Raw genomic sequence first — 25971 nt, forward strand, 5'->3', positions numbered from 1 at the left:
AGGGAGAAGGACAATGGCAAAAGGTTACTGGATCGGGCGCGTCGATGTGAGCAACGACGAGGGCTACAAGCCCTATGCCGTCGCCAACGGTCCGATCTTCAAGAAATGGGGTGGCCGCTTCGTGGTCCGCGCCGGCAAGTTCACCACCGTCGAAGGCGCCAGCCGCACCCGCAACGTCGTGATCGAATTCCCGGACTACGAGACCGCGATCGCCTGCTACAACTCGCCGGAATACCAAGCCAACATCAAGGTGCGCCAGCCGCACTCCATCGCCGACCTCATCATCATCGAGGGCTATGACGGCCCGCAGCCGTCGGACGGCTGAGGCGCGAACTTCTCTTACCCTCGCCGAAGGCGCTCGGCCTGCATGGTTCGCCCGGCGATGCAGAGCATCGTCCGGAACGCCCGCTTTGGCGGGCTCCTCACCATGAGGGTCTGATATCTCGCTGCGAACCGCGACCTCATCCTGAGGGCCCGCCGCAGGCGGGCGTCTCGAAGGATGCCGCAGGCGACCTGCCCTCCGGGAGAGGTAAGAGCGCCCCCAATCCCCCCTCGGTTGCCGGAACTGCGTCCCCCCGCTACAACGGCCGTGAGAGGATCACACCATGTCCGACATGCGCTTGATTGTTGCTGGAGCCGGCGGCCGGATGGGCCGGGCGCTGACGCGGGCGATTGCCGAAAGCCAAGGCGCGGTGCTGGTCGGAGCGCTGGAGGCGCCGGGCTCGGAGCTGCTCGGCAAGGATGCCGGCGTGCTCGCCGGGCTGCCGGCCAACGGCATCGAGCTCTCCGCCGATCTCTGGGCGATGTCGAAGGACGCCGACGGCATCCTGGATTTCACCGTGCCAGCCGCCACCATCGCCAATGTCGCGATCGCCGCCGAGCGCGGCCTCGTCCACGTCGTCGGCACGACCGGCCTTTCCGGCTCGGACAATGCCGTGATCAAAAGCGTCACCAACCGCGCCGTCGTGGTGCAGTCCGGCAATATGAGCCTGGGTGTCAATCTGCTCGCCGCCGTGGTCAAGCGCGTCGCCAAGGCGCTCGATGCGAGCTTCGACATCGAGGTCGTCGAGACCCATCATCGCATGAAGATCGACGCGCCCTCGGGTACGGCCCTGATGCTGGGCCAGGCCGCCGCGGCCGGCCGCGGCATCGCGCTCGACGAGCATGCGGCGCGCGGCCGCGACGGCATCACCGGCGCGCGCCGGCCCGGTGACATCGGTTTTGCGTCGTTGCGCGGCGGCACCGCGGCCGGCGATCACAGCGTGAACTTCCTCGGCCCGTTCGAGCGCCTGACGCTGTCGCATCACGCCGAGGATCGCATGCTGTTCGCCCACGGCGCGCTGAAGGCCGCGCTCTGGGCGCACGGCAAGAAGCCGGGGCACTACTCCATGGCCGACGTGCTCGGCCTGTCTGACATCTGAACGAAACGGAAAGCAGTCAATGAGCGAACGTCTTCTCGTGCTGGTGCGGCACGGCCAGAGCGAATGGAATCTGAAGAACCTGTTCACGGGCTGGAAGGACCCTGACCTCACCGAGCTTGGCGTGAAGGAGGCAACCGAAGCCGGCCGCAAGCTGAAGGCGCACGGCCTCGTGTTCGACGTCGCTTACACCTCGGTGTTGACGCGCGCGCAGCACACGCTCGACCTCATTCTCGGCGAACTCGACCAGAAGGGTCTGCCGACTGCGAAGGATCTCGCGCTCAACGAGCGCGACTATGGCGATCTCTCCGGCCTCAACAAGGACGACGCGCGCAAGAAATGGGGCGAGGACCAGGTGCTGATCTGGCGCCGCTCCTACGACGTGCCGCCGCCCGGCGGCGAGAGCCTGAAGGACACCCTCGCGCGAGCACTGCCCTACTACGTTCAGGAGATTTTGCCAGGCGTGCTCAACGGCAAGCGCACCTTGGTTGCAGCCCACGGCAACTCGCTTCGTGCATTGATCATGGTGCTGGAAAAGCTCTCGCCCGAAGGCATTTTGAAGCGCGAGCTCGCCACCGGCGTGCCGATCATCTACCGCCTCAACGCGGATTCGACAGTGGCGTCGAAGCTGGATCTGGCGGGTTAAAAGACGTTCGCGCGCGACGGAGCCGGCCAAACACTCGCTGTCGTCCTGGCGAAAGCCAGGACCCATAACCACCGCCGTTAGTTTTGCGATGACCGATGGTTGGCAGTCGGCGCCAAAACATCTCCCTGGGGTAATGGGTCCTGGCTTGTGTCAGGACGACAATGTGGGAGCAGTTTACGCGTAGCAACTATCTCACTGCACCCCAATCTGCCCGGCTTCCCAGCCCAGCATCGCCTGTTTGCGGGTGATACCCCAGTGGTAGCCGGTGAGCGTGCCGCTCTTGCCGAGTGCTCGGTGGCAGGGCACGACGAAGGACACCGGGTTCTTGCCGACTGCGGCGCCGACGGCGCGTGAAGCTTTCGGGCTGTTGATGTTGCAGGCGATGTCCGAATAGGACACCGCGCGGCCCATCGGGATCTTCAGCAGCGTCTCCCACACCCGGACCTCGAAATCGGTGCCGATCATCACCACGCGCAGCGGCTGATCCGGCCGCCACAGTTTTGTGTCGAAGATGCGCTGCGCCAGCGGTGCGGTGCCTTCGTGATCCTCGACATAGGTCGCGTTCCGCCAGCGCCGGGTCATATCGGCGAGCGCGACCTTCTCCTCGCCCTGATCGGCGAAGGCGAGGCCGGAGAGGCCGCGGTCGGTTGCGATCACGATCGCCGTGCCGAACGGCGAGGGATGGAAGCCGTAGCGCAAGACGAGACCCGCGCCGCCGTTCTTCCATTCGCCCGGCGACATCGCCTCGTGCGTGACGAAGAGATCGTGCAGCCGGCCCGGGCCCGAAAGGCCCGAGTCGAGCGCCGCGTCGAGGATGCTTGCGGAGTCCCTGAGCAGGCCCTTGGCGTGATCGAGGGTGAGCGCCTGCATAAATGCCTTCGGCGTGATCGAGGCCCAACGGCGGAACAGATGGTGCAGTTCGTCCGGCGTGACGCCGGCCGCATCCGCCATCGCCTCGATGGTCGGCTGTGCGCGCCAGTTTTCTGAAATGAAGGCGATCGCCCGGCGCACGGAATCATAGTCGCGCATCGCGGCGTTCTGGGAGCCCGGCCCGGCCAGGCGCTGGTCATGTATCGCGAGTGTCATCATGACTGGAAATGTAGGAGAGGGGAGGCTTCGAAACCACCCGATTTCCGATCCGCAAATTAGGTGACCGGATTGTAGGTCGGGCCGCGCCTGGCGGCGTTCAATGCTTCAACCAAGCCTTTGTAAAAACTTGATTTTTCGTCCGGTCCCAGGAAGCGGGCGATCTGGATCTGGTGGCCCCGCGAGATCAGATAGAGGTGCTCGATGCCAAAATCCTCGTCGATTTCCGCGTCGAGCCGGACCCAGAGCGGATTGAAGGTCCACTCGACGACCTGGCCGCGTTGGCTGATGCGCCGCACGCGCAATTCAGACGGCGTGACCACGATCTCCTCGCTGGCCCGCGCCGCACGGAAATTGACCTTGAAGGCCCACCAGATCACGAGCACGTCCAGTCCGAAGAAGCCGAACACCGGCCACGCACCCATCATCAGGAAGACGAGGCCGGCGACGAAGCTGACGGCGCTCAGGAACAACATCACGGCGAGAAAGCCGGTGCGGTTCAGCGAGCGGTGCGGCGTCAGCCGCGCGGAAAAGATCTGAGGCTCAGCCTCGCTTCCAGATCGTTCGCGCTCAATTTCGTTGCCTGTGCTCATCGTCCCTCAGTATATCCCGATCATGGCGAAAATCACCCGCAAGCCGGCCCCGCGCAAAGCGCCCGTGCCGAAGAAAAAGGCGAAAGCAGCGGTTGCGAAGCCGAGGGCGCCCGCGAAGAAATCGCTCAAAGCCGCCAAACCCTGGACGCCGGCCGAGGTCCGCGAGGTCTTCAGCCGTTTCCGCAACGCCAATCCGGAGCCGAAGGGGGAGCTCGAGCACGTCAATCCGTTCACGCTGCTGGTCGCCGTGGTGCTATCGGCGCAGGCGACCGATGCCGGGGTCAACAAGGCGACGCGCGCCTTGTTTGAGATCGCCGACACACCGCAGAAGATGCTCGACCTCGGCGAGGAACGCCTGCGCGAGTACATCAAGACCATCGGCCTCTACCGCACCAAGGCCAAGAACGTCATTGCGCTGTCGGCAAAGGTGCTCCGCGAGTTCGGCGGCGAGGTGCCGCGCACGCGGGCCGGGATCGAGTCGTTGCCCGGTGCCGGGCGCAAGACCGCCAATGTCGTGCTCAACATGGCCTTCGGCGAGCACACCATGGCTGTCGACACGCATGTCTTCCGCGTCGGCAACCGGACGGGCCTTGCACCCGGCAAGACGCCGCTGGAGGTCGAGCTTGGTCTCGAAAAGGTGATCCCGGCCGAATTCATGCTGCATGCCCATCATTGGCTGATCCTGCATGGCCGCTATACTTGCCTCGCGCGCAAGCCGCGCTGCGAGGTATGCCTGATCAACGATCTCTGCCGGTGGCCGGAGAAGACGGTCTGAGCAACGACCAGGTCATTCCTAATCCGGTTCGTTCGGACCGTACCGGAAAGACGGCGGTGAGAGCGAAGCAGGCTGGGGTGATGTCGTGAGTCAACAGGAACAGATCGCACCGTCATCGCCGGCCGCCGCGGCACCGGCCCCACCGCCCAAGCCCTCGCAGCCACCGGCGAGCTCGCTGTGGAGCCGGCTCGCGATTCCGCTGTTCGCGGTGATCGTCGCGCTCGGCTTCGTCGCGCTGGCAACGCAGCGCTTCGACGAATGGGTCGGCAACGCCGTGGTCCAGACCACCAACGATGCCTATGTGCGTGCCGAGCTGACGCGGCTTGCCAGCCGCGTCTCCGGCGAGGTCCTGACCGTCGGGGTCACCGACTTCCAGCGCGTCAAGGCCGGCGATCTCCTGATCAAGATCGATCCCGCCGACTATGAGGCGCAAGTCGCGCAGTCCGAAGCGGCGGTCGCCGCCGCGCAAGCCGTGCTCGACAATCTGGCCAATCAGGTCGAGCTGCAATATGCGACGATCGCGCAGGCGCAGGCCGCACGGCTCTCGGCCGAAGCCGTGGAGGTCGAGGCGCGGCAGGAGCAGGAGCGTCAGCAATCGCTGTCGCAGGCCGAATCCGGCACGCGGCAGCGGTTCGAGCAGGCGGTCGCAGGCTACGCCAAGGCGCAGGCCGACGTGCGCGCGAGCCGCGCCGTGATCGCGGCCCAGCAGCATCAGCTCGAGGTCCTGCAAGGCACCAAGAAGCAGCGCGCCGCCGACCTCGAAGCGACCAAGGCGACGCTGGCGAGTGCGAAGCTCAAGCTCGGCTACACCAGAATATCGGCGCCGTTCGACGGCGTCGTTGGCGAGCGCCAGGTCCAGCCCGGCGACTACGTCAACATCGGCACCAATCTCATCAACGTCGTGCCGTTGCCGAAGGTCTATGTGATCGCGAATTACAAGGAGACCCAGCTCACTCACGTCGCGCCGGGCCAGGCGGTCGAGATCACCGTCGACAGTTTTCCGCGCGAGAAGCTGCGCGGCCGCGTCGAGCGGATTGCGCCCGCGACCGGCTCGCAGGTCGCGCTGCTGCCGCCGGACAACGCAACCGGTAACTTCACCAAGGTCGTGCAGCGCATTCCTGTGCGCATCCAGTTCGAAGACAACCAGCCGCTGCTGGCGCGGCTGGTGCCGGGCATGTCGGTCGTCACCAGCATCGACACGAAGGCCGCGAATGGCGGACAATGACGATTCCAGTCGCGGACCGCTCTCGCGCGGCGGCGTCGCGTCGCAGCCGCTGTTTGCGGTGGCGGCGGTGCTGCTCGGCTCGTTCCTCGCCAATTTCGACAGCCGCCTGACCACGGTTGGCCTGCCCGACCTGCGCGGCGCGTTCTCGCTTTCATTCGACGAGGGTGCCTGGCTCTCCACCGCAGGCATCGGCTCGCAGATCTTCATCGCGCCCGCGGTGGCCTGGCTTGCCACCGTATTCGGCCTGCGCCGCGTGCTCGGCATTCCCAGCCTCGTCTATGCCGCGATCTCACTGATCATCCCGTTCGTGCACGACTATCCGACATTGCTCGCGCTCAGCGTCGTGCATGGGCTGCTGCTCGGCACCTTCGTGCCTGCGACGCTGATGATCATATTCCGCAATTTGCCGATCCGCTGGTGGCTCCCGGCGATCTCGATCTATTCGATCCGCGTCGGCTTTGCATTGGACACGTCGAGCTCGCTGGTTGGCTTCTATGTCGACCATCTCGGCTGGCAATGGCTGTACTGGCAGAGCGTCGCGATCGCGCCCCTGATGGGCCTGATGGTCTATCTCGGCACGCCGAACGAGCCGGTGAATCGCGCGTTGCTGCGCGAGGCGGATTGGGGCGGCATGCTGCTGCTCGGCGCCGGCGTGTCGATGATCTATGCCGGGCTCGACCAGGGCAATCGGCTGGACTGGCTGGGGTCGGGGACGGTGATGGCGTTGATCGCTGCCGGCGCGGTGCTGTGCGCGGGCTTCCTCGTCAACGAGGCCCTGGTGCGACAGCCATGGGCGCATATCAACGTGCTGTTCTCGCGCAATATCGGTCTGGGGCTGGTCTTGATCCTGCTCTACACGCTGACCAGCCTGTCCAACGCCTCGCTGGTCCCGAATTTCCTCGCCGCCATCGCCCTGCTCAGGCCGGAGCAGAGCGGCCTCTTGCTGCTCACCTATGGTGCGTTGCCGATGTTCGTGCTGGTGCCGCTCTCGATCTGGCTGCTGCGGCATTTCGATACGCGAACGGTGGTGGTCGTGGGATTCGCCTGCTTCGCCGCCGCCAATCTCTGGGGCACGCAGCTCAGTCATGATTGGGCGCGCGAGGATTTCGTTGGCATCGTGCTGCTCCAGGCGATCGGGCAGTCGCTGACCTTGCTGCCGCTGATCATCACGCTGCTGTCCAACTCCGATCCGAGCCGCGCCACGTCGTTTGCCGCCTATATCCAGATCATGCGGCTCGGCGGCGCCGAAATCGGTGTGGCGCTGATGGGGACATGGCTGCGCGTCCGCGAGCAGGTCCATTCCTTCTATCTCGGCCAGAATCTCGGCGTCGGTGATATCGATGTGGTCCGCATGCTGAAGCAGCTCGCCGACCATTTTGCGGCCCATGGTGCGGGCTCGGCACAGGCACGCGCGGTCGGTACGCTCGCGGGCTTCGTCCAGCGCGAGGCCAATGTGCTCGCCTATATCGACGGCTTCTGGTTGTGCTTCTGGCTCGCGATGGCCGCACTCGGCGTCGTCGCGCTGATCACCCGGGCGCCGCCCGGCCCGTTCACGCCGGCGCCGTTCGGCTTCGCCAGGATGCTGCTGCGCAAATGCGGGATGTCGCTGAGGTAGTCACCGTCAGCGCATCTGCCGCGCCGGCTCGATCAGCTCGGGTCGCGGGCCTGACAGCCGCTTGTGCATGTGGACCATGAAGGCCATGCCGAAGATCGGCGTCGCCAGGTTGACGATCGGAATCGAGACGAAGGCCGCGATGACGAGGCCCGCGGTGAAGATGGTCGCGGCGTTGTCCCGCCGCATCGCTTTGGCTTCTTCCGGCGAGCGGAAGCGCATCGCGGCGAGCTCGAAATATTCGCGGCCGAGCAGCCAGGCGGCGGCGAGGAAGAAGACCAGGAAACCGGCGCCGGCGAAAAGCACCAGCGGCAGCGCGATCAGATAGACCAGGATCGTCAGCAGCGCGGTCTTGACGCCCTCGTAGATCGCCTGGCCGAACGGCAGCGCGACGCCCGGCCGCTCGGCCGGATAGTGCTCGCGCTCGACGATGTCGGCGACGTCGTCGACGAACAGGCTCGCCACCAGCGAGGTGATCGCGGGCATCAGGAACACGCCGCCGAACACGACGCCGAGGCCGGCGGCGATCGAGACGATCCAGGACAACACCTCAAGCGATGAGTGCCAGCCCGGACCGAGCAGGCCCTCCAGCCAGGCCTCGCCATAGGTCGCAAACCAGCTCAGGAGCCGCTGCAAGCCGATCGCCAGCACGGTGATCAGCACCAGTGCGACGCCGATCGACCGCCACAGGATCGAGCGCATCGGCGGCGAGATCATTTGCGACAGCGCCCTGACGGCGGCATCCAGCATGGGAGTACCTCTCGGGAAAACCACCCGCGAGAGGTAGACACAGGAGGCCCGTTCGGCAAGGGAGGCCGACTCACTCTGACTGCGTCATAGGAACTCTCGCCCCTCATCCTGAGGAGCTTGCGTAGCAAGCGTCTCGAAGGATAGAGGCCCGGAGCTAGCGGCGGGGCCTTCATGGTTCGAGACGCGCTTCGCGCTCCTCACCATGAGGGGCTTCTACGACGCAATCCGGCTACAGCGGCCCTAAGGCTCTGCCGCGATACTGGCCCAGCAGGTGATGGCGCTGCAGACCGTGCTCCAGCGGCCGAACCCCTTGTAGATCTGGGCAGCGATCTGCTCCTGCTGCTTCAAGGTGCCCTCGGCCTTGATCTGCGGGTCGGAGACGTTGCGGATCGCGAGCCAGCGCGGCGCCTGGTCGCCCATCTCTTGCGCTACGAGGCCGAGGATGGCGTCGCCCATCTCGGAGACGTCGCCGAGCCCCTGGAGATGGAAGTGGTTGTCCGAGGTGTCGAAGCCGAAGAAATCGGTGGTGACCACCGAGGACGCCAGTCCGCTCGGTTTCACCACGAAGATCTTCGGCGCCCTGGTGTTGTCCTTCGGCAATTGCGCGGCATTGGCCTTGAACAGCGTCTTGGCCTGCGTGAATTTCTTCGTCACGGCGGACCTGCTGGAAAAGTGCTCCTGCGCGAAGGGCTGCTTCTTGAACTTCGACAGGCAGTCGAAACGCACGATCGGTGAGACGACGACGTCGCCGACCTCGAATTCCTTGCCGATGCCGCCGGCCGTGCCCGTGGTGATGACGAGCGTCGGCTGCACTTCGGTGATGATCTGGCGCCAGACGTCGATGTTGGGCAGCTCCGGGCCGTCCTGCGACATGTGCGAATCCGATTTGAAGACCACGACCTTCTTCTTGCCGATCGTCGTGGTCCAGTAGGTGCCGAGCCGCTTCAGCTCCTTGGCCGGACAGCCATTGCGCATCTTCTTGGAAATGGCCGCGTAATTGTGCGTGTAGGGCACGTAGTCGTTGCGCGAATCCTTGCCCGGCGTCAGCACGCGGCTGAGCGCGTGGCCCTCGTCGACGGTCCAGGTCACGACCAGCACGTCGGCGCGCGGCAGCGGTCCCTTGCCGTTGCCCTTCGGCTTCGGTCCGGTCTGCGGCGCCAGTCCCTTCGGCCAGGTGATGTCGGTGAAGCGCGACAGTCCGGTCGAGGTCGAAAACGCCATGAACGCGCGGCCCTCGGTCGATTCGGAATCGAAATCGATGATCTCGCGCCGAAAGTCTTCCGCCGTGACCTTTGCAGTCTTCTTCACCGCAGCCTTCGCGACGCGTTTGACCGTGAAGGTCTCGCGCGGCGGCGGCGTGGTGATCGGATCGAAACCAAGATTTCGCTCAACCCATTTACGGTCAGCCAGCATCGCATTGTCTCCGCCAATTGATTTTGACAAACGTCTTCCGTTGCCGGCCCGGTGACTTCGCGCCCGCAATCTTAAATCGCAATCCTTGGCGTCGAAGGGTCGCGACCGCTGACCGATTCTGCGCCGATGTGAGGTTGTCGAGGTTCTGCCCTGCCAAACAAGACGTCTTTTGAAAAAATATTGCTCAATGCCTGAACCAATCTGGCTTTGAGATTACACCTATAGTTGAGGTGCGACAATCCGCTTCCAATCACAAACGGAGGAAGTCATGGCAAGCTCGACCAAACGTGTCGCGTTGATGAACAGCGCACGGAAGTTACCGAAGGGCGCCAAGCTCGTCGGCGCGGCCGATCCCAAACAGGAAATCGAGATCAGCGTCCGCCTGCGTGCCAAGCGGGCGGACGACGAGCAGGTGATGGCGCTGGGTGCGCAACTGCCGCGCGAGCGAAAATATCTCTCGCGTGCCGAGTTCGCCGAGCAGATGGGCGCTGATCCCGCCGACGTCGCCAAAATCGACGATTTCGCGCACCATCACGATCTCAACGTCAAGAGCGTGCATCTGGCATCCCGCACGGTGAAGCTGACCGGCACGGTGAAGGCGCTTGGCGCAGCCTTCGGCGTCAAGCTCAACAAGGTCCGCCACGAGGGCGCGACCTACCGCATGCGCAAGGGCAGCGTGCAGATCCCGGCCGAGCTGGAGGATATCGTCGTCGGCGTGCATGGCCTCGACAACCGGCCGGTGGCGCAGCCGCACTTCCGGCGCAAGGTCACCAGGAAGGGTGCGACCGCGCGCGCGGCGCAGGGCGGCAGCTTCTCGGTCGAACAGATCGCCAAGCTCTACAATTTCCCAGGCGGCGAGACCGGTGCCGGCCAGTGCATCGCCATTATCGAGCTCAACGACATCGACCTGAAGGGCCATCCGACCGGCGCCGGCTACAAGACCTCGGACCTGCGCACCTTCTTCAAGAAGGCGGGCATCCCGATGCCGAAGATCGCGCCCGCGAGCGTCGACGGCGGCGCCAACAAGCCAGGCCATTCCGATGCGGACGGCGAGGTCGTGCTCGACATCGAAGTGGCCGGCGCCATCGCGCCGGGTGCAAAGATCGTGGTCTATTTCGCGCCCAACACCACCAACGGCTTCATCGACGCGGTGAAGGCCGCCGTCCACGACACCGCGCGAAAACCCTCGGTGATCTCGATCAGCTGGGGCGGACCGGAAGACCAGGAGGGCTCGCGGCAATTCGTCGACGGCCTCAACGAGGCGATCCGCGATGCCGCGGCGATGGGCGTCACCGTCTGTGTTGCCTCGGGCGACAATGGCTCGGCCGACATGGGCCAGGATTGGGACGGCAAGCCGCACGCAGACTTCCCGGCCTCGAGCCCCTTCGCGCTCGCCTGCGGCGGCACCAATCTCAAGGCGCCGAATGGCCACATCAACGAGGTGGTCTGGAATGGCGGACCGCAGGGCGGTGCGGGCGGTGGCGGCGTCAGCGTCATGTTCGCGCAGCCGAAATACCAGGCCCACGCGCACGTGCCGAAATCGCCGGCGCATCGGAGCGGCCGCGGCGTCCCTGACGTCGCGGGCGACGCCGATCCCGCCACCGGCTATCAGATCTTCCTCAATGGCGTCGGCACCACGATCGGGGGCACCAGCGCGGTGGCGCCGCTGATGGCCGGATTGATCGCCCGCATCAACGAGGCCACGATGAAGAAGTTCGGCAAGACCGTCGGCTTCATCAACCCGCTGATCTACGCCTCGCACGCGCAAGGCGCGTTCCGCGACATCACGTCCGGCAACAACGACATCACCGGCGATTTGCACGGCATGTACAAGGCCGGCTCCGGCTGGGATCCCTGTACCGGCCTCGGCGTCCCCGATGGTGCGGCGTTGCAGAATTTGCTGGCGGCGTGATCCGAACGCAGCTCTCCCCTCTCTCCGTTCTCAAGGGGAGAGGGTCACACCACGTCCAGTGGCTTGCCGCGCACGTTCGGGCCGAACAGCGCCATGGCGATCACCACGACCAGCATCGTCGCGGTAATCAGGCCGAACACGCCGGTGACGCCGGCTTCCTTCAGCATGTAGGCGACGATGAAGCCTGAGAACGTCGCGCTCAGCCGGCTCATCGAATAGACGAGGCCGGCGGCGCGCGCCCGGATCTGGGTCGGAAACACCTCGGTCTGATAGGCGTGATAGGCGTAAGACATGGTCGTGTTGCAGGCCGTCAGCAGCACGCCGCAGATGATCAGCAGCACAGGCTCGGTCAGCTGCGCGAATGCCGTGCCGAAGACGATGATGGCGACGCACGCACCGGCAATGATCCATCGCCGTTCGAACTTGTCGGCGAAGCTCGAAGCCAAGAGCGGCGCGATCGGATAGGCGAAGGCGACGATGAAGGCATATTGCAGGCTCTTGGTGACGTTGATGCCCTTCTCGACCAGCAGCGTCGGCACCCAGTTGGCGAAGCCGTAGAAGCCGAAGGCCTGGCAGAGGTTGAACACCATGAAGAGGATGACGAGCGAGAGGAAAGGCGGGCGGAACAGATCGGCGAAGCCGACGTCCGCGGCCGCGCGTGCTGCCGGCCGCGCGGACGACGGCGCAGGGCGCGCCGCGCCGGTGTTTCCGCCGGCGGGCTCCAGCGTTGCCAGGATGCGATAGGCCTCCTCACTGCGGCCGTGACGCGCCAGCCAGAGCGGGCTTTCGGGCAGGAACAGCCGCAGCACCCAGACGATCGAGCTGGCGGCCGCCCCGATCAGCACCACCCAGCGCCAGCCGTCGACGCCGAAAGGCGAAAGCGGCACCAGCCACCAGGCAAGCGCGGCGACGACGGGCACCGCGATGAACATGATCGACTGGTTCACCGCGAAAGCGCGGCCGCGGATCCGGCTCGGCACGAGCTCGGTGATGTAGGCATCGATGGTGATGACCTCGACGCCGATGCCGATGCCGGCGAGGAAGCGCCAGAACAACAGGCCTTCCGAGGAGGTCTGGCAGGCCATGATCACGGACGCCGCGGTGTAGCCGAGCAGCGCATAGGTGAAGATCGCGCGGCGCCCAAAACGATCGGCGAGGAAGCCGAGGAAGAAGGTGCCGACGAACAGGCCGGCAAAAGTCGCGGCGACGAAGGCGCCGATACAGGAGAAGCCGAAGAAGGCCTGCGTCGTCGTGGTCAGGAGGCCGCTGCGGTTCAGGCCCGGCGCGATGTAGCCGGTGAGGAACAAATCGTAGATCTCGAAGCAGCCGCCGAGCGAGAGCAGGATGACGAGGCGCCAGACATAGGCGGTGGCCGGCATGGCCTCGAGCCGCCGCGAGATGTCGTCCGGTGCTGCGGAGACGGTGTCGAGCGAGATGCCCGTGTCGATGCCGACGACGCTCATGATGTCCTCCCGTGACGCGCACGCTTCTGGCGGCGCTGGTCCCGGCGGCTTTCTTGCCGAAGCGCATCCGGGTCGGGGCCATGTTGGCGGCTGCCAGCCGGAAATCCAGACGAACATATCGAAGGAAGCGTTCGCGAAACGCGAACTCGTGGTTTCTTCTCCCTCCCCCCGGTTCTTACGGGGAGAGGGCGGGGTGAGGGGCTCTCTCCGCGAATCTGACTATCACCGTTTGCGCGGAAGCAGCCCCCACCCCAACCCTCTCCCCGTAAGAACGGGGCGAGGGAGCACTCCGTCACCGCGGTGTCTATCTCGTGTCTTTCACCCCACCAGCTCCGCCTGCCAGCCGCCGCTACGCACCTGCTCGGCGATCAGTGCGAGCATCAACCGGCGCATCTCTTCCATGGCGTAGGTCATCGGGCGGTTGCGCAGACGGCAGAGGTAGAGCGTGCGGGTCAGCTTCGGATCGATCACCTCGCGTGCGACCAGGCGGCCGGCCGCCAGCTCCTCCCGCGCGAAAAGCTTTGTCGCGATGGTGCAGCCCAATCCCCCCACCAGTGCGCCGGTCATGCCTGTGATCGAATTGGCGTGCAGGATGGCGCTGCCTTCCAACCGCTTGAGCAGGACCGGATCGTCGAGCAGCGCGCGCGAGGACAGGCCGAGGCCATAGCGCAGCAGGATCAGCGGCAGCCGGCTCAGCTCCTCGAACAGCTCCTCGAAGCGGATCGGGGCCTTGCCCTTGCCGACCAGCTTCGGAATGCCGACGAGGAACATCTCCTCTTCGAGCACCGGCTCCGTGATCAGCTCTTTCTCCGACGGCGGATTGTAGACCAGCGCCAAATCGACGCTGGAGATCATCAGGTGCATCAGCGTCGCGCCCGACAGGCTCTCGGTGAGCGACAGCTTGAGCTTGGGATATTTAGTAAGCACCGTGCGCATCAGCTCGACGCCGATCGCCTTGACGCCGGAATTGGCCATGCCGATGGAGATGTCGCCGGCAATGACGCGGGCGCCCTCGCGCACCTCGGTCTCGGCCTCCGCCATCGCGCGCAGGATGATGCGGGCGTGTTCGTAGAGCCGCTCGCCGGCTGCCGTCGGTTCCATGCCGCGCGGCTTGCGCTCGAACAGGGGCGTTGCGAATTCGGCCTCCAGGTTCGAGATATGATGGCTCAGCGCCGACTGCGCGACGTTGATCTGGTCGGCCGCGCGCGACAGGTTCCGCTGCTCGTAGACGGCGATGAAATAGCGGAGCTGGCGCGAATCCATGGGGCGATCAAGCGTTCTAAAAGCACGAAGGCAATCTTCGACAGATTATATTTTTCAGAAGGCTTGTGAAGGCCTAGTCTTCGAGGGCCGAACCGACAGGGAGAGACGCATGGCCGAAGCCGAATTGCCGCTTGCGGGCGTGCGCGTCGTCGAGATGACCCACATGGTCATGGGCCCGACCTGCGGCATGATCCTGGCGCAGCTCGGGGCCGACGTGATCAAGGTCGAGCCGCCCGCGGGCGACAAGACCCGCAGCCTGGGGGGCATGGGCACCGCCTTCTTCCCGTTGTTCAACCGCGGCAAGCGCAGCGTGGTGCTGGATTTCGAGAAGCCGGAGGATCGCGACACCATGCACCGGCTGCTTGCGACGGCCGACGTGTTCCTGGAGAATTTTCGCGATGGCCAGCTCGAGAAGCAGGGGCTTGGCGCGGACGAATTGCGCCGCCGGCACCCGGATCTGATCATCGCCGGCCACAAGGGTTTCCTCTCCGGTCCCTACGAGCATCGCCCCGCGCTCGACGAGGTCGTGCAGATGATGGCGGGCCTTGCCGCCATGACCGGCACCAGCGAAAAGCCCCAGCGCGTCGGCTCGTCCGCCAACGACATCATGGGCGGCATGTTCGGCGTGATCGCGATCCTCGCGGCGCTCTATCAGAAGCGCGGAGGAAAACCCGACGGCGCCGACATCCGCATCGGCCTGTTCGAGAATTGCCTGTTCCTGGTCGCCCAGCACATGGTCGAATACGAGATGACCGGCAACAAGCCGCGCTCGATGCCGGAGCGCGAGCATGCCTGGCCGATCTACGACATCTTCGAGACCGCCGGCGGCGAGCGCATCTTCATCGGCGTCGTCACCGAAGGCCATTGGCGGAGCTTTTGCCGCGAGTTCGGCCTGACTGAACTCCTCGATGATCCCGCCTTGCGCACCACGACCGATCGTATCCTGGCGCGCGGTCGGATCATTCCGCGCGCCGCTGAAATCATCAGACAGTGGGACATGGCAAAACTGTCGCAGAGGCTCGATGCGCTCAACATCTGCTTCTCGCCGATCAACCGGCCTGAGGATCTCTTCGCCGATCCCCACGTGCTGCGGCCGGGCGGGCTCGTCAACAACATCACCGCCGACGGCAAGCCGTTCCGGGTGCCGGCGCTGCCGATCGAGTGGAACGGCAGCAATATCGGCGAAGGCCTGAAGGTCGCGCCGCTCGGCGCCGACACCGCGGCCGTTCGCGCCGAGATCGACAACGAAGATGTCACGTCGAAAACAACAGGGAGGTGCGCATGAGCCGGATTGAGGAGATTTACCCCGCAGAGCGCATCAGCCTGCGCGAGGTCGGTTTGCGCGACGGACTCCAGCTCGTGAAGAAAATTCCGTCGACCGACGCCAAGCAGCGCTGGGTGCGCGAGGAATATGCCGCCGGCGTGCGGCATTTCGAGGTCGGCTCGTTCCTGCCGGCAAAGACCTTTCCGCAATTCGTCGATGTCCGCGACGTCGTCGCGACCGTCGCGGCATTGCCCGGCGCGCATGGCATCGCGCTTGCGCTCAATGAGCGCGGTGTGAATGAGGCCCTTGAATCCGGCGTCGGCGAGATCGCCTCGGTGATCTCGGCAACGGAAGAGCACAGCCAGGCCAATGCGCACCGCTCGCGCGAGTCCGCGATCGCCAATCTGAAGCGTCTGTGCGAAATGCGCGATGCGAGCCCCCACAAGCCGCTCGTGAACGCCGCGATCTCGATGGCGCTGGGCTGCTCGATCATCGGTGCGGTTGACCCCGCAGAGGTGCTGCGGCTGGTCGACAAATGCCTGGAGGCCGGCGTCGATTTCGTCGGCATCGCCGACACCGTCGGCTATGCCGGGCCGAAGCAGGTGGCGGAGCTGACGCGCGCCGCGGTGAAGCTCGCAGGGCCAAAGCCGATCTGCATCCATCTTCACGACACCCGCGGCATGGGCATCGCGAACGCGGCCGCGGCGCTCGACGAAGGCGCACGTATCCTCGACGGCTCGCTCGGCGGCCTCGGCGGCTGCCCCTTCGCGCCCGGCGCGACCGGCAACGTCGTGTTCGAAGATCTCGTGTTCCTGTGCGAGAGCAACGGCTTTGCGACGGGCATCGATTTGGAGAAGCTGATCGCGGTGCGCAGGATCCTGCGCGAGGAAATGCCGAACGAGGCGCTCTACGGCGGCGTCGCGCGGGCGGGATTGCCGGGTGGGAGCGCGAAGGCGGCGTAGTCACAGCACAGAGCGGGATCTGTTTCCTTCTCCCCTTGCGGGAGAAGGTGGCGCGCAGCGCCGGATGAGGGGTTCTATCAGCACACTCGATTGCGAGAGGATTTGCGCGCCGAGAGAAACCCCTCACCCGTCTCGCCGCTATCGCGTCGAGCCACCCTCTCCCACAAGGGGAGAGGGAAAATTTGCCGCGCTGCTAGTCCAAGCTACTCATGCCGATGCCCGTGCTTGCGCGCCTTCATCTGCTTCCCCTCGCCCGTCGGGATCATCACCACGCGGCCGTAGCGGACGCCGCGCTCGGCGATGATGTGGTCGGCGAAATGCCTGACCTCGCCGGCGTCGCCGCGCAGTGCCGTCATCTCCATGCAATTGTTGTCGTCGAGATGGACATGCAGCGTCGCCAGCGCGAGGTCGTGGTGGCCGTGGAATTCCTGCACCAGGCGCTTTGAGAGATCGCGGGCGGCGTGGTCGTAGACATAGACGAGGCCGGCGACGCAGGGCCCGGTCTGCGCGGTGCCCTCGGTGCTCTGTTGCAGGCCGGCGCGGGCGAGGTCGCGAATGATCTCGGACCGGTTCTGATAGCCGCGCGCTTCCGCGGCCGCGTCGATCTCTGCCAGCAGATCGTCCTCGATCGTGATCGTAATTCGCTGCATCAGAATGCTCCTTCGCGCCGCTCTTGCTTACCTCGCCCCGCTTGCGGGGAGAGGTCGGAATTCAAGCCTAGCTTGAATTCCGGGTGAGGGGGGACTCTCCGCGAATACAACTCCTGCTGTTGTTGCGGAGGCGCCCCTCACCCCACCCTCTCCCCGTAAGAACGGGGAGAGGGAGTGCACCCTCACAGCCGCGTCGCCCGCAGCCGCAGCGCATTTCCGACCACGCTGACCGAGGACAGCGCCATCGCCGCCGCCGCGATGATCGGCGAGAGCAGCACGCCGAAGGCCGGATAGAGGATGCCGGCTGCGATCGGAATGCCTGCGGCGTTGTAGATGAAGGCAAAGAACAGGTTTTGCCGGATGTTGCTCATGGTCGCCTGCGACAGCTTTCGCGCACGCACGATGCCGGTGAGATCGCCCCTCAGCAGGGTGACGCCGGCGCTCTCCATCGCCACGTCCGTGCCGGTGCCCATGGCAATGCCGACTTCGGCCGCGGCCAGCGCCGGCGCGTCGTTGACGCCGTCACCGGCCATCGCGACGCTGCGGCCGGCCTTTTGCAGCTTTGTCACCACCGCGCTCTTCTGGTCCGGCAGCACCTCGGCCTCGACCTCGGCGATGCCGAGCCGACGCGCCACCGCTTCAGCCGTGGTGCGGTTGTCGCCGGTCAGCATGATGACCTTGATGCCTTCGGCCGCCAATGCCTTCAGCGCCTCCGGAGTGGAAGTCTTGACCGGATCGGCGATCGCGAACAGGCCGGCAAGCCGGCCGTCGACGGCCATGTTGATCACGGTCGCGCCGTCGCCGCGCAGCCGTTCGGCCTCCGTATCGAGCGTTTTGGTGTCGATGCCGATCGACGTCAGATATTTTGCATTGCCGAGCACGATGGTTTTGCCGTCGACCTTGCCGGTCGCGCCCTTGCCGGTCGGCGAATCGAATTGCTCGACCTGGCCCAGCGTAAGCTGCTTCTCCTTCGCCGCGCGCATGATCGCGTCGGCCAAGGGATGCTCGCTGGCACGCTCGACGCTGGCCGCCATGCGGAGGATGTCATCCTCCGCAAAACCGGCCGAAGGGACGATCGCAACCACCTTGGGCTTGCCCACGGTCAGCGTGCCGGTCTTGTCGACCACCAGCGTGTCGATCTTCTCCATCCGCTCCAGCGCCTCGGCGTTCTTGATCAGCACGCCTGCCTGCGCACCGCGGCCGACGCCGACCATGATCGACATCGGGGTCGCGAGCCCGAGCGCACAGGGGCAGGCGATGATCAGCACGCTGACGGCGGCGACGAGACCGTAGGCCAGCCGCGGCTCCGGCCCGAACCAGGCCCAGGCCGCGAAGGCGGCGAGCGCGACGGCGATCACGGTCGGCACGAACCAGCCCGCGACCTGGTCGGCGAGGCGCTGGATCGGCGCGCGCGAGCGCTGCGCATCCGCGACCATCTGCACGATCTGCGACAGCAGCGTCTCGCGCCCGACCTTGTCGGCGCGCATGATGAAGCTGCCCGACTGGTTGAGCGTGCCGGCGATGACCTTTGCGCCGGCCTCCTTGGTCACCGGCATGGATTCGCCGGTCACGAGGGATTCGTCGAGCGAGGAACGGCCTTCCAGAATGACGCCGTCGACCGGCACTTTTTCGCCCGGACGCACGCGCAAGCGGTCACCGGCATGAAGTGCGTCGATCTCGACCTCGTGCTCGCTGCCATCAGGCTCGACGCGGCGCGCGGTCTTCGGCGCGAGCTGCAAAAGTGCCTTGATCGCACCCGATGTCGCATCGCGAGCGCGCAGCTCCAGCACCTGCCCGAGCAGCACCAGCACGGTGATGACGGCGGCAGCTTCGAAATAGACGGCGACCGCGCCGCCATGGCCGCGGAAGGTGGCGGGGAAAATCTGCGGCGCGATGGTGCCGATCAGGCTGTAGACATAGGCAACGCCCGTGCCCATCGCGATCAGCGTGAACATGTTGAGGTTGCGCGTCAGCAGCGACTGCCAGCCGCGGACGAAGAACGGCCAGCCAGCCCACAGCACCACGGGCGTGGCGAAGACGAGCTGGATCCAGTTCGACAGCGCCGGATCGATCCAGTTGTGCGGGCCCGCGAGATGGCCGCCCATCTCCAGCGCCACGGCCGGCAGCGCCAGCGCACCGCCGATCCAGAATCGCCGCGTCATGTCGGCGAGTTCGGGGTTGGGACCGGTGTCGAGGCTTGCAACCTCCGGCTCCAGCGCCATGCCGCAGATCGGACAGCTTCCGGGCCCGACCTGGCGTACGTCCGGATGCATCGGGCAGGTGTAGATCGTGTCCGCGGGCATCTCGGGCGCCGGTGTTTTCTGCTCTTCGTTCTTCTCGGCGAGATATTTTGCGGGATCGGCGGCGAATTTGGTGCGGCAGCCGGCCGAGCAGAAATGGAAGGTCTCGCCGTGATGGTCGAACCGGTGTTTTGAGGTCGCGGGATCGACCGTCATGCCGCAGACAGGATCGCGGACTTTTGTCGCGGCGGCGCCGAGGTCGTGGGCGTGATCGCCGCAGCATGAGGAAGCCGCGGGCTCGGCGACCGGCGCAGCCTTGCTGGAACAGCCGCATCCGGAATCTGTTTCCGGCTTGTGATGGTGCCCGTGTTCGGCGTCGTTCATTGCCATGCTCCGGCCTTGCAACATATACCCTAGGGGGGTATATAGTCGGCATGCGCAAGGACATCAAGGCATCTGTCGGAAAGCGTCTCGGCCGGATCGAGGGGCAGGTTCGCGGCCTCTCGAAAATGGTCGAGGAAGACCGCTACTGCATCGACATCGTCACGCAGATCTCGGCGGTGCGCGCCGCGCTGCGCCGGGTCGAGGAAGAGGTTTTGAAGGACCACGTCGCCCATTGCGTCGAGCATGCGATCGCGAGCGGCGACAAGGCCGACCAGCGCGAGAAGATCGCGGAATTGATGGCGGTGATCGGGCGGGCGGAGCGGTAGGTTTTACTCTTGTCGCTCCGGCCTACGCCGCCTTCTCGCGCGTCCGACCGCGCCGCCTTGGGCGGTACATCGCCAGCTTCTTCAGCAGCCGAAAGTGCTCCGAGACGGTGACGCGCTCGGCCATCTCTGCCGGCTGCGCGGGCGTATCGCCCGTCACTTCCTTAGCCGGAATTTCACCCGGCGCCGCTTCGTCAATCGCTTCAGGAACGAGCGGCGGCGCACTGAGCGTTTCTGGAAACACACTGAATGTGCCGGCTACCTCCTCGAGCGGCTTCTGCTTGTCGGCCCAGTGCAAGGCGGTGTAGTCGAAGCCGTGCACGATGGTGGGTTTGACGACTTCGAAATAGGGCGAGATGTCGAAGTCGCGGGGCATGTAGAGCGAGGAATCGCGGATGTGCAGGATCTCGCGGCGTGCGGCGCGGCTGCCGGCCTTGGTGATCTTGGGCAGGATCGGGTAGCGCACGGCGTCGAAGGCCTGCGCGATCAGCGCCGAGCAGATGATCTTGGTGGGATCGCCCGAGCCGATCGAGATCATGCGGCGCCGCCAGCGCTGCGGGATCGGCAGCGGAAACAGAAAGCGCATCAGGTCGACGATGTTCTTGGTGTCGTAGCCGAAGCCGATGCGGTTGATCGCATAGCGGCAGACCGTGGTGCGGTCCTCATGGGACAGCCCGACCGGGCGGCAGACCCGGGTGTGATAGGGGAAATATTTCGACAGCGGCGCGGAGGTGACGCCTTCGCCGATATTGGCCTCGATCAGCACGTGCGGCTCGCCATTAGGCTCTTCGGCACCTTCGATCGGACCGACATAGAGCGCGGCGTGGGACCAGGTGGACTGCGTCAGATATTTGATGATGCCAGAGATGCGGTTGTTGCCCTCGACCAGCAACACGTCGCCGGGCTCGATGATGCCGCGCAGATGCTCGGGGTCGCTCGGCGTGAACGGCTCATAGCCCGGCACCTCCTTTGAGAGGTACGCGGCAATCAGCTTGCCGACTGAGTCCAGGACCGTCCCCATTTCAAAACTCCCCCACGGCCTTTTCCGGCCGTCTTTTTCTCTTCTCTATCATGGTCGGAACGTGTTGCAATTCGGTTCATCACTCCGTGACATCAAGCATGATTGATTCACCATGATGGTTGCCGCGCAACACCAGATACGGCAAGGTTCGCTAGCTGTTCCCGTTTGCCGCAAGTCTCCGGAAACCATGACATGACAATCACGCGCCGCAGCTTCCTATCGGCGTCGGCGGGCCTTGCCGCGATGCCGGTCCTGCGCGCAACCGCCGCGACCCTGCCGCGCGAGGCTGACATTGTCGTGATCGGCGCGGGTGCGGCCGGAATTGCCGCGGCGCGGCGCATCATGGCGGCCAATCGCAAGGTCGTGGTGGTGGAAGCGGCGTCGCAGATCGGTGGGCGCTGCATCACTGACACGACGAGCTTCGACACGCCGTTCGATCGCGGCGCGCGCTGGATGCACAATCCCGACACCAATCCGATGATCCGGTTGGCGCGCAGTGCCGGCCTCGACGTGCTGCCGGCGCCATCAGGACAGAAGATGCGCATCGGCCGCCGCAACGCACGGGCCGGCGAGACCGAGGAGTTCCTGGCGGCGCTGGTGCGCGCCAACCGCGCCATCGACGAAGCCGCGCGCGGCAAGCTGGATACCGCTTGCGCATCGGTGCTGCCGAAGGATCTCGGCGACTGGGTCGGCGCGGTCGAGTTCACGCTCGGCGCCAGCTTCGCCGGCAAGGACCTGAAGGCGTTTTCTGCGATCGACAAGGCGCGCGCGCAGGACCGCAACGCCGCGATCGCCTGCCGCCAGGGCCTAGGGACCCTGATCACCAAACTCGGCGAGCAGGCGCCGGTGGCGCTGTCGACACCAGCGAGCCGGATTACCTGGAGCAATCGCGACGTCGGCGTGGAGACGCAGGCCGGCAAGATCGCGGCGCGCGCCGCCATCATCACGGTCTCGACCAATGTGCTGACATCGGGTGCGATCAAGTTTGGGCCTGACATTCCGAAGCGCACGCTCGATGCCGCGTCAAAGCTCACCCTCGGAAGCTACGATCATATCGTGCTGCAATTGCCTGGCAATCCGCTCGGCCTGTCGCGCGACGACATCCTGATCGAACAGAGCAATTCGACGCGCACGGCGCTGATGTTCGCCAATATCGGCGGCTCCTCGCTGTGCTCGATCGATGTCGGCGGCTCGTTCGGCCGCGATCTCTCCGAGCAGGGCGAGAAGGCGATGACGGCCTTCGCCAGAGAATGGATCACAAAACTGTTCGGCAGCGAAGTGACCGCCGCCGTGCAGAAAGCCAGCGCAACGCGCTGGAATGCCTCGCCCTTCGTGATGGGCGCGATGTCGGCGGCCTCCCCGGGCGGTCAGCTCTCGCGAAAAATCCTGACCGAGCCGATCGGCAATATGTTCCTCGCCGGAGAAGCCACCCACGAGACGCTGTGGGGCACCGTCGACGGCGCCTGGGAAAGCGGCGAGCGCGCTGCGGACGCGGCGCTACGCAAGATCGGCGCACTGAAGGACGAGCCGGCCGACGTGCCGACCCAGTCGACCAAGAAGCGCAGGGCAAGGCCGCAGCGGAATTAAGCTGTCGTCGTCCTGGACAAGCGCAGCGAAGCGGAGCGTAGATCCAGGACCCATTACCCCTGGCAGTCGTTTGGCGAAGACTTGGGGTTATAAACGCTGACCGGGGTAATGGGTCCTGGCTTTCGCCAGGACGACAATGGATGGCTTATCGCAACACCCCATCCAGCACCGGCAGCCCCGCAATCACCGCCATTGCAATCAGCCCATAGCAGATACCGCGAAACACGCGCTCGCTGGCGCGGCCGAACAGCGATGCACCAAACGCGACGCCGACCGCGTAGACCGGACCGACGATCAGCGAGAGCACCAGCGATTCGCGTGAGATCAGGCCGGTGGTCGCGTAGCTGACCATCGAGAAAAAATCCGACGCGCCGAAGAACAGCAGGATGTTGGCGCGCGCGACGATCGGCGCGATGGGGCGGCCGAGCCAGTAGCCGACGATCGGCGGGCCGCCGGTCTGTGCGAGGCCGCTGCAGAAGCCGGAGAGGCTGCCGATACCGACCGAGAGCCAGGCGTGGTCCTTGCCGCGATAGCGCCAGCCCGACAACAATAGAAGCAAGAGCGCGGCGACGAAGCAGGAGATGATCCATCGCGTGGTGACGGGCTCGAGCACGCTGAGGAAATAGGTGCCGACGGGTACGCCGACCAGCGCGCCCAGCACGATCACGGCGGTGGCCTTGCGGTCGGCCTTGCGCCAGGCGTCGGGCAGCAGCGGCGCGGCCGCGACGAAATCGATCACGAGGAGCAGTGCCGCAACGAGACGCGGCGCCGCGATGCTGCTCGCCAGCGGCATGAAGATCAGCGCCGAGCCGAAGCCGGAGAAGCCGCGCGCGGTGCCCGAAACGAAAGCGACGGCGCAGAGCGCCATCGCAATAGTGAGGCCGACGTCCTTCGGAAGGAAGTCTGTGAGACTCATGCTCTCAAAGTACCGCCGGTCTTCTTCGCCACCTCCGCCACGATTTTCGCGGCGACGGCCTCGATCTCCTGGTCGGTCAGGGTCTTCTCGCGCGGCTGGATCGTCACCGCGATCGCGATCGACTTCTTGTCGTCGTCGATGCCCTTGCCTTCGTAGACGTCGAACACGTTCACGGCGGTGATCAGCTTCTTGTCGACACTCTGAGCCGCGCGCACGATGTCGCCGCCCTTCACGGTGCGGTCGACGATGAAGGCGAAATCGCGCGAGACCGGCTGGAATGCCGACAACTCGATCACGGGCTTGGCCCGGGTCGGCTTTTTCTTCGCCTCGGGGATGCGGTCGAGGATCACCTCGAACACCATCAGCGGGCCGCCGGCGCCGAGCGCCTCGAGCGCGCGCGGATGCATCTCGCCGAAATGGCCGAGCACGTTCTGCGGCCCGATCTGGATCGTGCCGGAGCGCCCGGGATGCAGCCAGGATGGGCCGCCCGCGACGATCTGAAGAGCCTGCATCGGCGCACCGGCCGCGGCGAGCAAGGCAAGCGCATCGGCCTTGGCGTCGAACAATTCAGCCTGCGCCGAACCCGACCAGTGCCGGCCGAGACCTTGCGACGACGCAAAGCCGCGGCGGACGCCGCTCGCCGCCATGAACTGATCCTGCGGACGGTCGCCTTTGAACACCTGCCCGACCTCGAACAGCGCGACATCGCCAAAGCCGCGATCGGCATTGGCCTGCGCCGCCGCGATCAGGCCCGCCAACAGGGTCGGCCGCATGTCGGAGAGGTCTGCCGCGATCGGGTTGGCGACCTCGAGTTCGCGCTGGCCGCCGCCGAACAGCATTGCCGCAGACTTGGTGATGAAGGACCAGGTCACCGCTTCGATGATGCCGCGGCTCGCCAGCGCGCGCCTGGCGCGGCGGGTGCGGAGCTGGAGCGGGGTCAGCACGGATTTGCGTGCGTCCTCGCCGCGCTCGAACGGCGTCATCGGCACCTTGTCGACGCCGAAGATGCGGACGACTTCCTCGACGAGGTCGGCCTTGCCGTGGACGTCGGAGCGCCACGACGGCACCGCGACCTTCACGACCGGTCCCGGGCCCGCCATCATGAAGCCGAGATGGGTCAGGATGCGCTTCATCTCCGGCATCGGCACCTCGATGCCCGAGAGGCGCTTGACCTCGGTGACCGGAAAATCGATCACGCGGTCGTCGCCGAAGGTCTTGCCGACCACGACGTTCTCGGACGGCGCGCCGCCGCACATCTCCATCACCAGCTTGGTGGCGAGCTCCAGCCCAGGCACCATGAAGGCCGGATCGACCCCGCGCTCGAAGCGGTAGCGCGCATCCGAATTGATGCCGAGCTTGCGGCCGGTCTGGGCGATGTTGATCTCGTTCCACAGCGCCGATTCGATCAGCACGTCGGTGGTGTTCTCGTCGCAGCCCGAGGCCTCGCCGCCCATGATGCCGGCAAGCGATTCGACGCCGTGCTCGTCCGCGATCACGCAGACGCCGGGATCGAGATTGTAGCTGCGGCCGTCAAGCGCGAGCAGCGTCTCACCGTCACGGGCGCGGCGCACCACGAGATCGCCCTTCACTTTCTTCGCGTCGAACACGTGCAGCGGCCGTGCGCGGTCGTAAGTCATGAAGTTGGTGATGTCGACCAGCGCGTTGATCGGGCGCAGGCCGATCGCAGTCAGCCGCTTCTGCAGCCATTCCGGCGACGGGCCGTTCTTCACGCCGCGCACGAGGCGCAGTGCGAAGCCCGGGCAAAGCGCCGTGTCTTCGACCGTGACCTTTACCGGGCACGGGAATTCGCCCTTGATCGGCTTGATGGTGGGGTCTTTGAACTTGCCCATGTCGGCGGCGGCGAGATCGCGCGCGATGCCGTGCACGCCGGTGCAGTCCTGCCGGTTCGGCGTCAGATTGATCTCGACCACGGGATCGCCGAGGCCGGCCCATGCGGCGTAAGCCGCGCCGATCGGCGCATCCGCGGGCAATTCCATGATGCCGTCATGGTCGTTGGAAATCTGCAATTCAGCCGCCGAGCACAGCATGCCGCGGCTCTCGACCCCACGGATGGTGCCGACACCCAGCGTGATGTCCTTGCCGGGAATGTAGGTGCCGGGCGGCGAGAACACGCTGACGAGACCCGTTCGCGCATTCGGCGCGCCGCACACCACCTGCACGGGCGCGCCGCCGTCGCCGGTGTCGACCATGCAGACGCGCAAGCGGTCCGCATTCGGATGCTGCTCGGCGGATATCACCTTGGCGATGGTGAAGGGCTTCAGCGCCTTCGCCTTGTCCTCGATGTTCTCGACCTCGAGCCCGATCATGGTGAGCTTCTCGGCAAGCTTTTCCAGCGGCTCGTCGGTGTCGAGATGTTCCTTCAGCCAGGAGAGGGTGAATTTCATGGCCGCTTTTTCTCCACGGAGACGGTCTGCTCCCTCTCCCGCTTGCGGGGGAGGGCTGGGGTG

General features: G+C 65.5%; 22 protein-coding genes. 11 read left to right on the plus strand and 11 right to left on the minus strand.

The features are described from left to right. The first annotated feature begins 13 nt into the window (after positions 1-13). The 3 genes from QCM77_RS07915 (at position 14) to QCM77_RS07925 (ending at position 2064) form a co-directional block, all read left to right on the plus strand. Positions 14-325 carry a DUF1330 domain-containing protein gene (locus QCM77_RS07915; protein ID WP_106947328.1) on the plus strand — a complete coding sequence of 104 codons (312 nt, stop codon included), beginning with the start codon at positions 14-16 and terminating at the stop codon, positions 323-325. A gap of 280 nt (positions 326-605) precedes the next feature. Continuing rightward, positions 606-1421, plus strand: coding sequence for a 4-hydroxy-tetrahydrodipicolinate reductase (gene dapB / locus QCM77_RS07920; RefSeq protein ID WP_279660142.1), 816 nt, complete (start codon positions 606-608; stop codon positions 1419-1421). A gap of 19 nt (positions 1422-1440) precedes the next feature. Then, positions 1441-2064, plus strand: a complete 624-nt coding sequence (locus QCM77_RS07925; protein WP_279660141.1) for a 2,3-bisphosphoglycerate-dependent phosphoglycerate mutase — start codon at positions 1441-1443, stop codon at positions 2062-2064. Positions 2065-2256: 192 nt separating this feature from the next. Here QCM77_RS07925 and QCM77_RS07930 read toward each other — a convergent pair whose 3' ends face one another. Then, positions 2257-3153 (minus strand): methylated-DNA--[protein]-cysteine S-methyltransferase, encoded by an 897-nt coding sequence (locus QCM77_RS07930; RefSeq protein WP_279660140.1) that lies wholly within the window; start codon positions 3151-3153, stop codon positions 2257-2259. Between the two features lie 56 nt (positions 3154-3209). Next, positions 3210-3743 (minus strand): DUF2244 domain-containing protein, encoded by a 534-nt coding sequence (locus QCM77_RS07935; RefSeq protein ID WP_279660139.1) that lies wholly within the window; start codon positions 3741-3743, stop codon positions 3210-3212. 22 nt (positions 3744-3765) lie between these two features. Here QCM77_RS07935 and nth point away from each other — a divergent pair, with 22 nt between their 5' ends. From nth to QCM77_RS07950, 3 genes are all read left to right on the plus strand, one after another. Next, positions 3766-4518 (plus strand): endonuclease III, encoded by a 753-nt coding sequence (gene nth, locus QCM77_RS07940; protein ID WP_279660138.1) that lies wholly within the window; start codon positions 3766-3768, stop codon positions 4516-4518. Positions 4519-4603: 85 nt separating this feature from the next. After that, positions 4604-5743: an HlyD family secretion protein gene (locus tag QCM77_RS07945; protein WP_279682743.1), complete on the plus strand. Its 1140-nt coding sequence runs from the start codon at positions 4604-4606 to the stop codon at positions 5741-5743. Then, entirely contained in the window at positions 5730-7358 is a 1629-nt protein-coding gene (locus QCM77_RS07950; protein WP_279682745.1) for an MFS transporter, read from the plus strand. Before QCM77_RS07945 ends, QCM77_RS07950 begins: the two co-directional genes overlap by 14 nt. A 6-nt stretch (positions 7359-7364) precedes the next feature. Here the strand turns inward: QCM77_RS07950 and QCM77_RS07955 are convergent, their stop codons facing one another. Beyond that, positions 7365-8105, minus strand: a complete 741-nt coding sequence (locus QCM77_RS07955) for a sulfate transporter family protein (protein ID WP_279682747.1) — start codon at positions 8103-8105, stop codon at positions 7365-7367. Between the two features lie 240 nt (positions 8106-8345). Further along, a complete protein-coding gene (locus tag QCM77_RS07960; RefSeq protein WP_279682749.1) occupies positions 8346-9518 on the minus strand; it encodes a phosphorylase family protein in 1173 nt (390 codons plus the stop codon). Between the two features lie 268 nt (positions 9519-9786). Here QCM77_RS07960 and QCM77_RS07965 point away from each other — a divergent pair, with 268 nt between their 5' ends. Further along, positions 9787-11430 carry a S53 family peptidase gene (locus QCM77_RS07965; protein ID WP_279682751.1) on the plus strand — a complete coding sequence of 548 codons (1644 nt, stop codon included), beginning with the start codon at positions 9787-9789 and terminating at the stop codon, positions 11428-11430. A 44-nt stretch (positions 11431-11474) separates the two neighbouring features. Here QCM77_RS07965 and QCM77_RS07970 read toward each other — a convergent pair whose 3' ends face one another. Together QCM77_RS07970 and QCM77_RS07975 are read right to left on the minus strand one after the other, a co-directional pair. Continuing rightward, the gene (locus tag QCM77_RS07970) at positions 11475-12893 is read right to left on the minus strand and encodes an MFS transporter (RefSeq protein ID WP_279682754.1); all 1419 of its coding nucleotides are present in this window, start codon (positions 12891-12893) and stop codon (positions 11475-11477) included. A 318-nt stretch (positions 12894-13211) separates the two neighbouring features. Beyond that, a complete protein-coding gene (locus QCM77_RS07975; protein ID WP_279682756.1) occupies positions 13212-14156 on the minus strand; it encodes a LysR family transcriptional regulator in 945 nt (314 codons plus the stop codon). Between the two features lie 109 nt (positions 14157-14265). Here QCM77_RS07975 and QCM77_RS07980 point away from each other — a divergent pair, with 109 nt between their 5' ends. Beyond that, entirely contained in the window at positions 14266-15441 is a 1176-nt protein-coding gene (locus tag QCM77_RS07980) for a CoA transferase (protein WP_279660130.1), read from the plus strand. Continuing rightward, positions 15438-16382, plus strand: a complete 945-nt coding sequence (locus QCM77_RS07985; protein ID WP_279660129.1) for a hydroxymethylglutaryl-CoA lyase — start codon at positions 15438-15440, stop codon at positions 16380-16382. Before QCM77_RS07980 ends, QCM77_RS07985 begins: the two co-directional genes overlap by 4 nt. A gap of 203 nt (positions 16383-16585) precedes the next feature. Here the strand turns inward: QCM77_RS07985 and nikR are convergent, their stop codons facing one another. Together nikR and QCM77_RS07995 are read right to left on the minus strand one after the other, a co-directional pair. Continuing rightward, complete coding sequence (gene nikR / locus QCM77_RS07990) at positions 16586-17032, minus strand: nickel-responsive transcriptional regulator NikR (RefSeq protein ID WP_279682758.1); 447 nt, start codon at positions 17030-17032, stop codon at positions 16586-16588. A gap of 182 nt (positions 17033-17214) precedes the next feature. Beyond that, complete coding sequence (locus tag QCM77_RS07995) at positions 17215-19656, minus strand: heavy metal translocating P-type ATPase (protein ID WP_279682760.1); 2442 nt, start codon at positions 19654-19656, stop codon at positions 17215-17217. A 50-nt stretch (positions 19657-19706) separates the two neighbouring features. Between QCM77_RS07995 and QCM77_RS08000 the strand changes: the two genes are divergently transcribed. Then, on the plus strand, positions 19707-19982 hold the full coding sequence (locus QCM77_RS08000) for a metal-sensitive transcriptional regulator (protein ID WP_007598521.1): 276 nt from the start codon (positions 19707-19709) through the stop codon (positions 19980-19982). A 22-nt stretch (positions 19983-20004) separates the two neighbouring features. On the opposite strand, the gene QCM77_RS08005 is transcribed toward QCM77_RS08000, so the two are convergent. Beyond that, entirely contained in the window at positions 20005-21000 is a 996-nt protein-coding gene (locus QCM77_RS08005) for a YiiX/YebB-like N1pC/P60 family cysteine hydrolase (RefSeq protein ID WP_279682762.1), read from the minus strand. Positions 21001-21192: 192 nt separating this feature from the next. Between QCM77_RS08005 and QCM77_RS08010 the strand changes: the two genes are divergently transcribed. Next, positions 21193-22587, plus strand: coding sequence for a flavin monoamine oxidase family protein (locus QCM77_RS08010; protein ID WP_279682764.1), 1395 nt, complete (start codon positions 21193-21195; stop codon positions 22585-22587). Positions 22588-22732: 145 nt separating this feature from the next. On the opposite strand, the gene QCM77_RS08015 is transcribed toward QCM77_RS08010, so the two are convergent. Both QCM77_RS08015 and pheT read right to left on the minus strand, forming a co-directional pair. Further along, entirely contained in the window at positions 22733-23503 is a 771-nt protein-coding gene (locus tag QCM77_RS08015; protein ID WP_279682766.1) for a sulfite exporter TauE/SafE family protein, read from the minus strand. After that, complete coding sequence (gene pheT, locus QCM77_RS08020) at positions 23500-25908, minus strand: phenylalanine--tRNA ligase subunit beta (protein ID WP_279682768.1); 2409 nt, start codon at positions 25906-25908, stop codon at positions 23500-23502. The genes QCM77_RS08015 and pheT overlap by 4 nt, the downstream gene beginning before the upstream one ends. Positions 25909-25971 lie beyond the last annotated feature (63 nt).

This window comes from Bradyrhizobium nivariense (assembly GCF_029846695.2).
Classification (GTDB): Bacteria; Pseudomonadota; Alphaproteobacteria; order Rhizobiales; family Xanthobacteraceae; genus Bradyrhizobium.